At 69.3% G+C, this 12,907-nt stretch carries 13 protein-coding genes and 1 pseudogene; 5 read left to right on the forward strand and 9 right to left on the reverse strand.

Going from position 1 to position 12,907, the window contains the following annotated elements; all coding sequences use genetic code 11:
• Position 1: 1 nt before the first annotated feature.
• The 4 genes from folE to tilS all read right to left on the reverse strand — a co-directional run bounded on the left by folE (position 2) and on the right by tilS (position 4,487).
• Positions 2 to 577, reverse strand: a complete 576-nt coding sequence (gene folE / locus O159_RS01500) for a GTP cyclohydrolase I (protein ID WP_021754008.1) — start codon at positions 575 to 577, stop codon at positions 2 to 4.
• 11 nt (positions 578 to 588) lie between these two features.
• Positions 589 to 2,592 (reverse strand): ATP-dependent zinc metalloprotease FtsH, encoded by a 2,004-nt coding sequence (gene ftsH, locus O159_RS01505; RefSeq protein WP_021754009.1) that lies wholly within the window; start codon positions 2,590 to 2,592, stop codon positions 589 to 591.
• A gap of 250 nt (positions 2,593 to 2,842) precedes the next feature.
• On the reverse strand, positions 2,843 to 3,394 hold the full coding sequence (hpt, locus tag O159_RS01515; protein ID WP_021754011.1) for a hypoxanthine phosphoribosyltransferase: 552 nt from the start codon (positions 3,392 to 3,394) through the stop codon (positions 2,843 to 2,845).
• Positions 3,395 to 3,410: 16 nt separating this feature from the next.
• A complete protein-coding gene (tilS, locus tag O159_RS01520; protein WP_021754012.1) occupies positions 3,411 to 4,487 on the reverse strand; it encodes a tRNA lysidine(34) synthetase TilS in 1,077 nt (358 codons plus the stop codon).
• Positions 4,488 to 4,540: 53 nt separating this feature from the next.
• Here tilS and O159_RS01525 point away from each other — a divergent pair, with 53 nt between their 5' ends.
• Complete coding sequence (locus O159_RS01525; protein ID WP_021754013.1) at positions 4,541 to 5,032, forward strand: inorganic diphosphatase; 492 nt, start codon at positions 4,541 to 4,543, stop codon at positions 5,030 to 5,032.
• Between the two features lie 63 nt (positions 5,033 to 5,095).
• Here the strand turns inward: O159_RS01525 and O159_RS01530 are convergent, their stop codons facing one another.
• Positions 5,096 to 6,364 carry a C40 family peptidase gene (locus O159_RS01530; RefSeq protein WP_021754014.1) on the reverse strand — a complete coding sequence of 423 codons (1,269 nt, stop codon included), beginning with the start codon at positions 6,362 to 6,364 and terminating at the stop codon, positions 5,096 to 5,098.
• On the reverse strand, positions 6,357 to 7,334 hold the full coding sequence (locus O159_RS01535) for a M23 family metallopeptidase (RefSeq protein ID WP_021754015.1): 978 nt from the start codon (positions 7,332 to 7,334) through the stop codon (positions 6,357 to 6,359). The genes O159_RS01530 and O159_RS01535 overlap by 8 nt, the downstream gene beginning before the upstream one ends.
• Before the next feature lie 165 nt (positions 7,335 to 7,499).
• Between O159_RS01535 and O159_RS01540 the strand changes: the two are divergent.
• Positions 7,500 to 8,498 (forward strand): annotated as a pseudogene (locus tag O159_RS01540) (IS481 family transposase).
• Here the strand turns inward: O159_RS01540 and O159_RS01545 are convergent.
• Positions 8,495 to 8,674 (reverse strand): hypothetical protein, encoded by a 180-nt coding sequence (locus tag O159_RS01545; protein WP_021754016.1) that lies wholly within the window; start codon positions 8,672 to 8,674, stop codon positions 8,495 to 8,497. The pseudogene O159_RS01540 and the gene O159_RS01545 overlap by 4 nt on opposite strands.
• Positions 8,675 to 8,730: 56 nt before the next feature.
• On the opposite strand from O159_RS01545, the gene O159_RS14375 reads away from it, so the two are divergent.
• Positions 8,731 to 9,321, forward strand: coding sequence for an LPXTG cell wall anchor domain-containing protein (locus tag O159_RS14375; RefSeq protein WP_169725646.1), 591 nt, complete (start codon positions 8,731 to 8,733; stop codon positions 9,319 to 9,321).
• Positions 9,322 to 9,827: 506 nt separating this feature from the next.
• Here the strand turns inward: O159_RS14375 and O159_RS01550 are convergent.
• Positions 9,828 to 10,484, reverse strand: coding sequence for a DsbA family protein (locus O159_RS01550; protein ID WP_021754017.1), 657 nt, complete (start codon positions 10,482 to 10,484; stop codon positions 9,828 to 9,830).
• Positions 10,484 to 10,936, reverse strand: coding sequence for a hypothetical protein (locus tag O159_RS01555; RefSeq protein ID WP_021754018.1), 453 nt, complete (start codon positions 10,934 to 10,936; stop codon positions 10,484 to 10,486). The genes O159_RS01550 and O159_RS01555 overlap by 1 nt, the downstream gene beginning before the upstream one ends.
• 249 nt (positions 10,937 to 11,185) lie before the next feature.
• On the opposite strand from O159_RS01555, the gene O159_RS01560 reads away from it, so the two are divergent.
• Both O159_RS01560 and O159_RS01565 read left to right on the forward strand, forming a co-directional pair.
• Complete coding sequence (locus O159_RS01560; protein ID WP_021754019.1) at positions 11,186 to 11,686, forward strand: copper chaperone PCu(A)C; 501 nt, start codon at positions 11,186 to 11,188, stop codon at positions 11,684 to 11,686.
• Positions 11,683 to 12,903: a Dyp-type peroxidase gene (locus tag O159_RS01565; protein WP_021754020.1), complete on the forward strand. Its 1,221-nt coding sequence runs from the start codon at positions 11,683 to 11,685 to the stop codon at positions 12,901 to 12,903. The genes O159_RS01560 and O159_RS01565 overlap by 4 nt, the downstream gene beginning before the upstream one ends.
• Positions 12,904 to 12,907: the final 4 nt, after the last annotated feature.

A 12,907-nucleotide genomic window follows, 5' to 3' on the forward strand; every position in this document is an offset into this window, starting at 1 on the left:
GTCACTCCGCACCGCACCCGATCAGCGCGATGAGCTCCGCGCGCGCGGCCGGCTCCGCGAACTCGCCGCGCGCAGCGAGGGTCACCGTCGTCGCCCCGGACTGTCGCGGACCACGGGTGGTGACACAGCCGTGCGCCGCGCTCAGCACCACGAGCACGCCCCGCGCGCCCGCACCGGCCTCGATGGTGTCTGCGATCTGCTCGGTCAGCCGCTCCTGGATCTGCGGACGCGCGGCGAGCGTTTCGATGACGCGCGGGATGCGGCCGAGGCCGATCACGGCCTCTCCCGGCAGGTAGGCGACGTGCGCGACGCCGACGAACGGCAGCAGGTGGTGCTCGCACACCGAACGGAACGAGATCTCGCGCAGGATGACCGTCTGAGCCTGGCCCTGCTCCAGCGGAACCGGCTCGCCGAGCTCCGCTGCGGCATCCCGGCCGAGGCCCGCGAAGAACTCCGCGTAGGCGTCCGCCACGCGGGAGGGCGTGGCCCTCAGGCCCGGGCGAGACGGGTCCTCGCCGACAGCGGCGAGGACCTCAGCGACGGCCGCCTCGATGCGAGCGCGATCGAAACCGGTCATGCGACGCGTGACTAGGCGGTTGCGGGTCGCGGCTTGATGGCGGGAGAGCGCTTCGGCTTCGATGTCGGAGGCTCGGAGTCGACGCCGCCGTCCACAGCGCCCGCGTCGATCGGGGCCTTCGGGAACTCGATCGGCGGGACGTCCGAGAGGGGGCGGTTGTCGCTGGAGAGCCACTGGGGCCGCTCCGGCAGCTTCTTCACCTCGGTGAAGATCTCGGAGATCTGGTTGTGATCGAGCGTCTCATGTTCGAGCAGCGCGGCAGCCAGGCGATCCAGGATGGCGCGGTTGTCGTTGAGGACCTGCCACGCCTCGTCGTGCGCCTTCTCGATGAGCGCGCGCACCTCGGCGTCGACGCGCTCGGCGATCCGCTCGGAGTAGTCGCGCTGGTGGCCCATGTCCCGGCCGAGGAACATCTCCCCGTTCGCCTGACCGAGCTTGACCGAGCCGATGTCGGCGCTCATGCCGTACTCGGTGACCATCTTGCGGGCGATCGAGGTCGCCTTCTCGATGTCGTTGGACGCGCCGGTGGTCGGGTCGTGGAAGACGATCTCCTCGGCGACGCGGCCGCCCATCGCGTAGGCGAGCTGATCGAGCAGCTCATTGCGGGTGACCGAGTACTTGTCTTCGAGCGGCATGACCATCGTGTAGCCGAGTGCGCGGCCGCGGGGGAGGATGGTGATCTTCGTCACCGGGTCGGTGTGCCGCATGGCCGCTGCCGCGAGCGCGTGGCCGCCCTCGTGGTACGCGGTGATGAGCTTCTCCTGGTCCTTCATCACGCGCGTCCTCTTCTGCGGACCGGCGATGACGCGGTCCACGGCCTCGTCCAGAGCGCGGTTGTCGATGAGCTGCGCGTTGGAGCGGGCGGTGAGCAGGGCGGCCTCGTTGAGGACGTTCGCCAAGTCGGCGCCGGTGAAGCCCGGCGTCTTGCGGGCCAGCACGTCCAGGTCGACGGAGGCGGCGAGCGGTTTGCCGCGGCCGTGAACCTCGAGGATCTTCTTGCGGCCGAGCAGGTCGGGCGCATCCACGCCGATCTGCCGGTCGAAACGGCCCGGGCGCAGCAGCGCGGGGTCGAGGATGTCGGGGCGGTTGGTCGCCGCGATGAGGATGACGTTGGCCTTCGGGTCGAAGCCGTCCATCTCCACGAGCAGCTGGTTGAGCGTCTGCTCGCGCTCGTCGTGCCCGCCGCCGAGACCGGCCCCGCGGTGACGGCCGACCGCGTCGATCTCATCGATGAAGATGATGGCGGGCGAGTTCTCCTTCGCCTGCTGGAACAGGTCGCGCACACGGCTCGCGCCGACGCCCACGAACATCTCCACGAAGTCCGAACCGGAGATCGAGTAAAATGGCACGCCAGCCTCCCCCGCGACAGCGCGGGCCAGCAGGGTCTTGCCGGTGCCGGGAGGGCCGTACAGCAGCACGCCCTTCGGGATGCGGGCGCCGACCGCCTGGAATTTGGCCGGCTCCTTGAGGAAGTCTTTGATCTCCTCCAGCTCTTCGATCGCTTCGTCCGAACCGGCGACGTCGTCGAAGGTGACCTTCGGCGTCTCCTTCGTGACCATCTTGGCCCGGGACTTGCCGAACTGCATGACTTTGTTGCCGCCGCCCTGCATGCCGGAGATCATGATCCAGAAGAACACCCCGATCAGCAGCGCCGGGATCAGGAAGCCGAGGATGTTGACCAGCCAGTTCGGCTGCGGAACCTCGTCGTCGTAGCCCTTCGGGAGTTTGGCGTCGTCGATCGCCTTGACGACATCCGCGCCGCGCGGCGTGACGTAGTAGAACTGCACCTGCGTGCCGAGCGAGCCGTCCGCCGCTTTGAGCGTGAGGTCGACGCGGTTCTCGCCGTCCACGATCTTCGCGCCGGACACCTTGCCCTCGGAGAGGAGCTCGAAGCCTTTCTGCGTCGACACACCCTTGAATCCCGACATCGTGAGCAGGCTCGAACCGACCCAGACAGCGATGATCGCCAGTACGACGTACAGGATCGGGCCGCGGAAGATCTTCTTGACGTTCATGGTGCCCCCACAGTACCGCCTGCCCGCTGGGGGGCGGCTGCGTGTTCGCTCTGGGCGCGCTCGACGCTCAGACCCCCGCCGAGAGTGTCGAGCGTCCGCGCGTTCGCGGCGGCGAAGGCGGCCGGGCCGGCGAGGCTCCGACCCGCCAGCGTCCCACCGCTCCGGGCGAGGGGAGGGACCTCGCGACCGGTCGCGGTCCACCCCACACCGGCAGCCGGCGGCGACGCGGCTCGGCCGGCTCTCTCAGCGCCTAACTGTAGACCGCCGGGGCCAGGACGCCGATGCCGCGAAGCGTGCGGTAGCGCTCGGCGTAGTCGAGGCCGTAGCCCACGACGAACGTGTTCGGGATGTCGAAGCCGACGTACTTGACGTCGATCTCGACGCGGGCCGCCTCCGGCTTGCGCAACAGGGCGAAGATTTCGATCGACTCGGGTCCGCGGCTGCGCAGATTGGCGAGCAGCCAGGAGAGGGTCAGCCCGGAGTCGATGATGTCCTCGACGATCAGCACGGTCTTACCGCTGAGGTCGGTGTCGAGGTCCTTCAGAATGCGGACGACGCCGCTGGAGGCCGTGCCGCTGCCGTACGAGCTGACGGCCATCCAGTCCATCGTGACCGGGATGCTGAGCTCGCGGGAAAGGTCGGCCATCACCATGACCGCCCCCTTGAGGACGCCGATGAGCAGGACATCCTTGCCGGCGTAGTCGCGCTCGATCTCGCGGGAGAGGCCGGCGATGCGGGAGCGGATCTGCTCCTCGGTGATCAGAATCTCGGTCAGGTCGTCGCGAACGTCCGTGAGGTCCATGGGGGAGGCGCTGTCCTTAGGTGTGGGGGTGAAACGTGAGCAGGCCGTTCTGCCTGACAACTCTAACGCCTGGAAGGCTGAGCGGCCCCTGGCCGTGCCAGTCGGCGATGAGCTCGGCGACCGCGAGCGTGTGGCTGCGGGAGAGAGAGACGCCGAACTCCGCCGAGACGACCAGCCGGATGATGCGCTGGCGCAGGGCGGGAGGGTCGGCGTCCAGCCCGCGGACGTCCAGAGCGACCGAGCCGTCATCCGCCTGGGAGACCAGCTCCTGCGCCCAGTCGAGCGCGAGGCCGTCGAGGGCTTCGTCGTCTTCGCGCAACTGCTCGGCGGTGCGGGCGAGCGCCTCCGCGACGCCCGGGCCGAGCTCCCGCTCGAGGACCGGGAGCACCGCCGAACGCACGCGCACACGGGTGTAGGCGGGGTCGTCGTTGTGCGGGTCGTCCCACGGCTCCAGGCCGCTGTCGGCGCAGAACGCGCGCGTCGTGGCGCGCCGCAAGCCGAGGAAGGGGCGCAGCAGCCGGCCGGTGTCGGGCAGCATGCCCTGCAGGCTGGACGGTCCGGAGCCGCGGGCGAGGCCGAGCAGGACGGTCTCGGCCTGATCGTCCAGGGTGTGGGCGAGCAGGATGCGGGCGGCGGCGGTCGCGCGAGCGGCGGAGTCGAAGGCAGCGCGGCGGGCAGCGCGCGCGGCGCCCTCGGGGCCGCCCGCGGCCTCCACCCTCACCCTTTCCACGAGCACAGGGCCGAGACCAAGCGCACGCGCCTGGGCCGCGGCCCGGGCGGCGACCGCGGCCGAACCGGGCTGGAGGCCGTGGTCCACGACGATGGCGCCCGCGCGGAAGCCCGCGCGGGGGGCCTCGAACGCGACGGCCGCGGCGAGGGCGAGCGAGTCCGCTCCCCCGCTCAGTCCGACGAGGAGGAGGGCGCCGGAGGCGAGCGGGCACGGTCGGGCGGGACCGTGATCGCCCTCCGCTTCCGGCGCGGGGAGGGCGGCGGCCGCGGCGAGCGCTACGCGCACAGCGCGCCGGGCGTCGGCGATGGGCGGTGTCAGGCGCGGACGACGGGGGGCCGCTCCCGGAGAACCGTCGGAATGCATCCAGTAACGTTAGTGCAGGTTTTTCCCGCCGAACTGTTAAGGAGCGAACGGCCATGGCCGCATACGACGTCGTCATCGAGATCCCCAAAGGGGGCCGCAACAAGTACGAAGTGGATCACGAGACCGGCCGCGTCTACCTGGACCGCGTGCTGTTCACGGGCTTCGTCTACCCGGCCGACTACGGCTTCTTCGAGAACACGCTGGGCGACGACGGCGACCCGCTGGACGTCCTCGTTCTTCTCGAGTACCCGGTCTTCCCCGGTGTCGGCATCAAGGTGCGCCCGGTCGGCGTGCTGAAGATGTCGGATGAGGCCGGCGGCGACGCGAAGATCATCGCCGTCCAGCACAAAGACCCGCGCTGGCAGCGCATCCAGGATGTGAACGACATCCCGGAGTACACCCGCAAAGAGATCGAGCACTTCTTCGCCCGCTACAAGGACCTCGAGCCGGGCAAGTTCGTGACCATCGAGGGCTGGGGCGACGCGGCCGAGGCCGAGGAGATCGTCCTGGCCGGCTTCGCGAACCTCGAGGCCCAGGGCCACTGAGCCGGACAGAGAACCGCCGGGCGCGCATCGTGCGCCCGGCGATTTCTTCGTTCCCGAGAGGGATCAGGCGGAGGGGCGGGCCACCTGACCCCAGGGGGAGCCCCAGACGGACTGGATCTTGACGACATCGCCCTCGGTGGGCGCGGCGATCATCGTCCCGTCGCCGAGATAGATGCCGACGTGATAAAAGGAGCCCGGTCCGCTCCCCCAGAAAATGAGGTCGCCCCGCTGGCGCTGGCTGTAAGGCACGATCTGCCCGCGGTTCGCGGCGGTGTACCACTGGTTGTTCACCGAGTGGGAGCCGATGTAAACACCGGCGTAGGCATAGGCCTTCATCGTGAGGCCCGAGCAGTCGTAGCCGACGGGACCCTCGCCTCCGAAGATATAGGGCTTGCCCAGCTGCGCCTGCGCGTAAGAGATCGCGGCCTGCACGACGTTGCCCTGCGGCGGGGAGACCGGGTCACCGCCGCCACCGCCGCCGCCCTGTTGCTCCTGCTGGCGGCGGCGCTCCTCCTCGGCCGCTTTGGCCGCGGCGGCTGCCGCGGCCGCCTGCTGCGCTCTCACCTGCTCGCCCTGGAGATACGCCGCCTCGACCTGCGAAGACGTGTTCTTCAGCGTCGCCAGCTGGGCGATGAGCTCGGTCGACTTGGTCTGCTGTTCGGCGAACGCGGCCTGCGCCTTGGCCTGGGCGTCCTGTGCCGCCGCCAGGGCGGCGGTCGCCTTGTCGGCGAGGGCTGCGCGCTCGGTTTTCGCGACCTGGGCCTGGGCTGTCAGGGACTGCGCGGTGTTCTTGTCCTTGGTGGCCTGGTCGTAGACGGCCTTCGACTGCTCGGTGAGTTTGCTCATCGTGCCGAGCTGGAACAGGAGCTTGTCGGCGGCGGACTCCGATCCGCCCCCCTTCAGCAGCAGTTCGGTGCTGACATCGCCACCGCCCGACTTCGCGAGGTGCGAGGCGAGCAGGCCGGCGCGCATCTGCGACGTCTTGGCCTTCTCCGCCGCAGCGCTCGCCTGCGCTTCGAGGTCCGCCTCTTTCGCCGTCGCCCGGTCGAGCGCGTCCTTGGCCTGGAAGTACGCCTCGGCAGCCTTCTCGGATTCGACGCGGGCCGCATCCACACTGGACTGCAGATTGCCGATGAGCGTTGTGATGTCGCTGATCATCGCCTGCTGGTTGGCGACATTGGCCTTGGCCTGCTGCACATCGTTCCAGGACGGGTAATCCACAGCCTGCGCGGGCGCGACGATGCCGATGGAGGCCGTCACAGCGCCCATGACACCGGCGCCGATCGCCAGTCCGGGCCGGATGCGGGTGGTCTTGGGAGCGTCACTAGCCAAGAGGTGCCTGCCTTTGTCTCATGAACGGGATGCCATCGATCTTCTCACCGTTGACGCGCAACTCGAAATGCAAGTGACATCCGGTCGAAGCTCCCGTCGTACCGACCTGGGCGATCGGCTGGCCGGCGCTCACCGACTGCCCGATGCCGACCAGGATGCCGCCGTTTCGGATGTGGGCGTACCCGGTCTGGATGCCGCCGCCGTGGTCCAGGAGGACGAAGTTGCCGTACGTGCCGTTGGGGCCGGCATAGATGACTGTTCCGCTGTGCGCGGCGTAGATCGGCGCGCCGCACGACGCCCCGATGTCGATGCCCCTGTGGTAGGTGCTGCCGACACCGCCCGGCGAGGGGCGCGGCCCGAACCCGTCGGTGATCGGGCCGGCCGCAGGCACGGCCCAGCCCTGGGGGCCGACATAGCCGCCGGGGAGTCCGGCCGAGCCCCGCGCGGCTGCGGCAGCGGCCGCCGCCGCGACGCCGGCCTCGTAGCCCGCGATCGTCGTGGCGGTGGCGTCGCGCAGGGCAGCCAGCTGGGCCTGCATCACGACGATCTGCGTCTGCTGCTCCGCAAGCTTGCCGGCAGCCGCCTTGGCGGCCTCCACCGCCGCTTTCAGCGCGGCATCGGCCGCGACCCGCAGGCGCTCACGCTCGGCCTTCGCGACCTCGGCCTGGTCGGAGAGCGACGTCGCGGTGTTCTGGGCCGTCTTGACGTCGGAGTAGACCCTGTCGGACTGCTCGACCAACTTGGACATGCTGCCAAGGCCGGAGAGAAGCTGCTCCGGCGACGCCGTAGCGGCGCCGTTTCCGCTGAGGAAAAGGTTCGCGGTCAGATTTCGGCCGCCGGTGCGGTACAGCTGCGCAGCCAGCTTGCCCGCCTGCGCGCTCGCGGCGTCCGCCTTCTCCTTGCTCGCGGCGGCCTGAGCCTCGAGGTCCCTAGCCTTCGTGTCGGCGGTGTCGAACTCCGCCTCGGCCACCTGGAGCTCTCTGCCCCGCTGCTCGGCCGCCGCCTGCGTCGCACCGCCGCTAGGTGTGCTGCTCAGGGCAGTTGGTTGAGGTGTGACGCGATAGATGGGTGAGGACCTCCCGGTCGAGAGTGGGGCTGTCTAGTTTCCCTGCACTCGATGACTTAGGAGGTCCTCGTGACCCACGCTAATGCTGCTTTGACTCCTCGCGAATGCCTCCGCCTGGCCCGCCAAGTCGTCGACGACGGCTGGTCCGTTGCTGCGGCGGCGACCTACTTCCGAGTGTCCTGACGCACCGCGGACCGATGGGCTCGTCGTTACGTGGAGATGGGCGAGGCGGGAATGCTGGACCGTTCGTCACGGCCGCATCACAGCCCGAACAAGACCCCGCGAAGACTGGTCCGCAAGGTCGTGCATCTGCGGTGGAAGAAGCGGCTGGGACCAGTCGGTATCGGCGCCCAGCTCGGCATGCCCGCCTCGACCGTTCACACGGTCCTCTCCCGGTGCCGGATCAATCGGCCCAGCCACGTCGACGTCCGCACCGGCGAACCCGCCCGCCGCTACGAGCACGAGCATCCCGGATCGATGATCCACGTCGACATCAAGAAACTCGGCAACATCCCCGACGGTGGCGGCTGGCGCTACGTCGGACGTCTCCAGGGAGAGCGGAACAAGGCCATCACCGCGAAGCGGACCGGGAAACACGGGATCACCGGCGACATGATCACCGGCACAGCGTTCGTTCATACCGTCATCGACGATCACTCCCGTGTCGCTTACGCCGAGATCCACGACGACGAAACCGCCGCCACTGCAATCGCTGTTCTGCGTCGAGCGGTCGGCTGGTTCGCCAGCCGTGGCGTCACCGTCGAACAGGTGCTCTCCGACAACGGCTCCGCATACCGCTCATACGCCTGGCGCGACGCTTGCGCCGAGCTCAGCATCCAACCGAAACGCACCCGGCCCTACCATCCGCAGACGAACGGCAAGATCGAACGCTTCCACCGCACCCTCGCCGACGGCTGGGCATACGCCCGGCACTACAACTCCGAATCAGCCCGCCGCAACGCACTCCCGGCCTGGCTGCACTCCTACAATCACCACAGGCCCCACACCGCCATCGGCAGCCAGCCACCCATCAGCAGATTGACCAACGTCCCTGAGAAACACACCTAGGTAAGGACCCAGCACATGAGACTTCGCCCTCTCGGCATCGCCATGATCGCCTTGACCACCGCGATCACCGCATCCCTCTTCGCCATCGCTCCCGCAAGCGCCGATGACACCGGGAACACAGCGACCGATGCCTTGTCCCTGACCGCCAACATGCCTACGACGACCGCGATGTTCACACCGTCCAATATCGTTCCGGGTCAGTCTGGCAGCAACACGATCACGGCCAAGGCCGGTGCCGTCAGGGCGGTCAAGGTCTACGCGGCGAACGTGTCCGACCCCTCGCAGATCGCACAGTACTTCACCCTCACCATCACCGAGGGAACAAAGAAAAAAAGGGGGCACCTTCACCGCGGCCGCGGACGGGACCGTCTACACTGGCAGCCTTGCGCACTTCCTCACGAAGGACATCTCCTACCCGGCCGGCGTCGGCACCTGGGCGCCGGACGGCACCGCCGATGCGTCGAAGACCTACCAGATCATCTGGACCCTCAACCCCACCGCTCAAGGCAAAACCGTCTCCACCAGCCTCGCCTGGGAGATCCAGAGCACGGGAAACGGTAAAACAGCCGCCAACAACGCCGGCGGTAACAACGACGGCCTCGCCAGCACCGGTTCCGACACCGCGATCATCGCCCTCAGCGGCACCGCAGCGCTACTACTCACCGCAGGCCTCCTCCTCGTCCGCCACCGCTCCAGGCCCGACAGACAGATGCTCCACGTCACCCCACACTCGGGTGAACTCCGCTGCGGGACGCTCTCACACGCCGTCCGCCGCCACACCCGTGACCCAGAGGACGTTGGGCGCCGCCCGGTTCTCGGCTGAAGACGACCAATGATCCGAACGCCGGATGGTTCGACCCGGAAGGCGGGCCGGTGTACGCCACTGCGGACGGCACATTCTCCGTGGCCACCGGTCGTCTCATCAACGGTAAAGCAGCAGTCATGGCCTTCGACCCGTCCACAGACGCAGAGATCGGCGAATCCAACCTCCTCATCCCCCTCCACCTGTGAACTCGTCCGCTCCGACAGCCCGCGGACGCTGCATACCCGCAGCCAGCACTGAGGACATGGAGGATCGGGCGGAACACGTCGTCTCCATCGCCGCTGAGGTCGTTGCCGCTGGGGGCGATGGGTGGTCGTCGTGGACGGGCTGGGAGCTGTAGCCGCCCGCCGCACTCGCGCACTCACCTCTGATTCCGCTGCGGAGCGGGCCACCCTCCTGACCGGGGTGGTCGCGCCGCGCAAGCCGAGTACACGATTCTGGACTTCGGTGGAACGGGACGTCAGGGGGTGCTGCCGCAGCCACCGACGAGACCTGACCGAGCACTGCTAATTGCTGCGGTAGAACTTCTCGAACTCTGCGGTCTGCTGGCTGCTGCCCGGGAACACTTTCCCATCCACCATCACGGTCGGCACATGGGAGACCCCCAGCTGGAGGGCGGTCTCGGTCGCGCTGGCGACTTCCGTTTCCATCGGGCTGGCCCCGCCGGTGAGGGTGACCGGGGTCCCGGCGTCGGCCGCGAGCGCTTCGAGCTGCTCGTCGGTGAGTCCCACGCTGTTCTCCTCGGGTTGGTTCTCGAACAGTTTGGCGAGGAAGGCCGGCCACGAGTCCGGATGGCTCGCGCCGACCGTGAGCACCGCGGCCGCGGCCCTGGTCGAGTACCGCGTCCCGTTCGAGAGCCGATCGAGGATCGCCATCGGATGCACGCGCAGGGTCAGCCGGCCCGCTTTCGCCTCGCTCAGGAGCATCGGCCCCGACAGCTGCTCGAAGTGGCGGCAGTAAGGGCACAGGGGATCGACATACAGGTCGACGGTTTTTGCGCCCGACCCGTATTCCACGACCCCCGCCGTCCGGGCCGAGGTCGCTGAGCTGGTGGCGGCCGGCTGCTGCGTCTGCGCCACGCACCCGCTCAGCGCGAGCGCCACCAGGGCGATCGCCGCCGCGGCGGCGATCCGGCGGCGGCGATTCTCTCTCGCGGCGCGCATCAGTTGTCTCCGGGAGGCGGAAGGAGCAGGTGACTTCGTCGGAATCGTGGCTTTCGATCTGCGCCAGCCGCTTCCCGCCCGCTGTAGCGACCTCGCAGCTCAGGCTCTGGGCGACCGCGGGCTCCGGATACCGCGCGATCGAGAGGGTTGTAGTGGTGGTAGGTCGCGCCCTCCCGCAGTTCGAGCGAACTGGACAGCCGGAAGGCGCCGTCGCGATCGAAGACCGGGTCCGTGATCCCGGCGTCGATGACGTGCCCGCCGCTCGTCACACGCTCGAAGGCGACCACACTGTCGTGGGTGGGCACGGTGCCCGTCCCCACCAGGGTGACGCGCTGGGTGACCTCGCGGGTGGACGGCGGCGGCGCTGCGCCGTCAGAGCGCGCGGCCGCGGCCATCGTCGCCGGTCCGGGTGGGGCCAGGGCTCGTTGCCCGTTGAAGCCACGGTTCTGCATCGTTAATTCCTCTCGTGACATACGTTCCTTGCTGCCCAGTGTCCGACGGCGGAAGCGGTCACGAGTGGCCAGCGGAGCGGGATGAGTGGTGTTCGGGGGTCGGCGTCGGGTCGGGCTTCCACTCAGCGGCAGCCGGCGCCCACCTATTCGGCCGGGTTGCGCACCCGGTCGTCACTTGGTCCCGCCGCGCGCGGATTGAATCGGTGGGCACACTCTCGACCGACCCCCTGAGCTGAAGAGGACGTACGAATGACGAAAACCACCAGGCTGCTTCGCGCCACGACCGTGGCAGCGATCCTGCTCGGCCTCACCGGCTGCGCCGTCCATCTGCCCGCCTCGGCGCAGACCCCGGCAAAACAGGCGGACGGCGTGCAGGTGAGCAGAGCGTGGGCCAAGGCGGCCGACTCCGGGATGACCGCGGCGTTCGGCGATGTGAAGAACACGGGCTCCGGGACGGTGATCGTGGTGGGGGCCTCCAGCTCCACGGCCTCGAGCCTCCAGCTCCACGAGACGGTCACCAAGAACGGCGCGGAGACGATGCAGGAGGCGAAGAGCGGGTTCCGCATCCCGGCCGGCTCGACCCTGCACCTCGCACCCGGTGGCAGCCACATCATGCTGATGGGCCTCAAAGCGCCGCTCAAGGCCGGGCAGGAGATCTCGGTGACGCTGCGATTCTCCGACGGTTCGACCTCCTGCGTCGCCATCCTGGTGAAGGACTTCTCCGGGGCGAACGAGAACTACAAGGGATGACCGGCTCCGGGCCCGGCGGGCGCGTCCGGCGGCGGCAGTTCCTCCTCGGGGGAGCGGCGGTCGCCGGGATCGGCGCGACCTCGTCCCTCGTCGCCGGGCTCGCGGCCGCCCGCCCCGCCGCGGCGCCGGCAGAGACCGTCGACGGGCGCCGGTCGGTGGCCTTCCACGGGCGGCGGCAGTCCGGGATCGAGACCCCTCCCGCGGCGCACTCGGCGTTCATCGCGCTCGATCTCCACCCGGAGACGGACCGGAGCGCGATCCAGCGGATGCTGCTCGTCCTCTCCGCCGACGCCGCCGATCTGACCCGTGGCGAGGCGGCGCTCGCTGACACCGAACCGGAGCTGGCCGCCCGGCCGGCCGGGCTCACCGTGACCTTCGGCTTCGGCCCCGGTCTGGTGCGGCGCGTCGGCGCCGAGCCGCCCGCCTGGCTGCGCCCGCTCCCGGCCTTCGGCGTCGATCGTCTCCGCGACGAGTGGAGTCACGGCGATCTGCTGCTGCATCTCGCGTCCGACGACCCTCTCACGCTGGCTCACGCTCGCCGCATGCTGCTGAAGGACGCCCGCGGGTTCGCCGGAGTGCGGTGGGTTCAGACGGGGTTCCGCAACGCCCGCGGCACGCAGCGCGCCCGTGCGACCGGCCGCAATCTCTTCGGTCAGGTGGACGGCACCGCGAATCCCGTGCCGGGCAGCGCCGACTTCGCCGAGCTCGTCTGGCGCCGGGCGGGGAACCCCGGCTGGCTGCACGGCGGCACCGGGATGGTGCTGCGCCGGATCGCGATGGATGTCGACCGCTGGGATCTCCTGGACCGCCCGGGACGCGAGGAGGCGGTCGGCCGCACCCTCGGCACCGGGGCGCCGATCACCGGGGGCACTGAGCACAGCGAGCCCGACTTCGGCGCGATGAACGAGTTCGGGTTCCCGGTGATCCCGGCCTACGCGCACATCCGCCGCGCGCGCTCTTCGGACACCGCGCAGCGGATCTACCGGCGCGGGTACAACTACGATGAGCGGCCCGGGAGCGGGGTGAGCGACTCGGGGCTGCTGTTCGTCTCGTACCAGGCCGATATCGACGCGCAGTTCGTGCCGCTCCAGCGGCGCCTGGATCAGCTCGACCTGATGAACCAGTGGACGACACCGGTCGGCTCGGCGGTCTTCGCCCTCCCGCCCGGCTGCGAACCGGGCGGGTACGTCGGCGAGACGCTGTTCAGCGGGAGCTGACGCG

The organism is Leifsonia xyli subsp. cynodontis DSM 46306, assembly GCF_000470775.1.
Taxonomy (GTDB): domain Bacteria; phylum Actinomycetota; class Actinomycetes; order Actinomycetales; family Microbacteriaceae; genus Leifsonia; species Leifsonia cynodontis.

Excerpts from the sequence above, each read along its gene's own strand:
- folE (WP_021754008.1), bottom strand. The coding sequence starts at position 577 with ATGACCGGTTTCGATCGCGCTCGCATCGAGGCGGCCGTCGCTGAGGTC.
- ftsH (WP_021754009.1), bottom strand. The coding sequence starts at position 2,592 with ATGAACGTCAAGAAGATCTTCCGCGGCCCGATCCTGTACGTCGTACTG.
- hpt (WP_021754011.1), bottom strand. The coding sequence starts at position 3,394 with ATGGACCTCACGGACGTTCGCGACGACCTGACCGAGATTCTGATCACC.
- tilS (WP_021754012.1), bottom strand. The coding sequence starts at position 4,487 with ATGCATTCCGACGGTTCTCCGGGAGCGGCCCCCCGTCGTCCGCGCCTG.
- O159_RS01525 (WP_021754013.1), top strand. The coding sequence starts at position 4,541 with ATGGCCGCATACGACGTCGTCATCGAGATCCCCAAAGGGGGCCGCAAC.
- O159_RS01550 (WP_021754017.1), bottom strand. The coding sequence starts at position 10,484 with ATGCGCGCCGCGAGAGAGAATCGCCGCCGCCGGATCGCCGCCGCGGCG.
- O159_RS01555 (WP_021754018.1), bottom strand. The coding sequence starts at position 10,936 with ATGCAGAACCGTGGCTTCAACGGGCAACGAGCCCTGGCCCCACCCGGA.
- O159_RS01560 (WP_021754019.1), top strand. The coding sequence starts at position 11,186 with ATGACGAAAACCACCAGGCTGCTTCGCGCCACGACCGTGGCAGCGATC.
- O159_RS01565 (WP_021754020.1), top strand. The coding sequence starts at position 11,683 with ATGACCGGCTCCGGGCCCGGCGGGCGCGTCCGGCGGCGGCAGTTCCTC.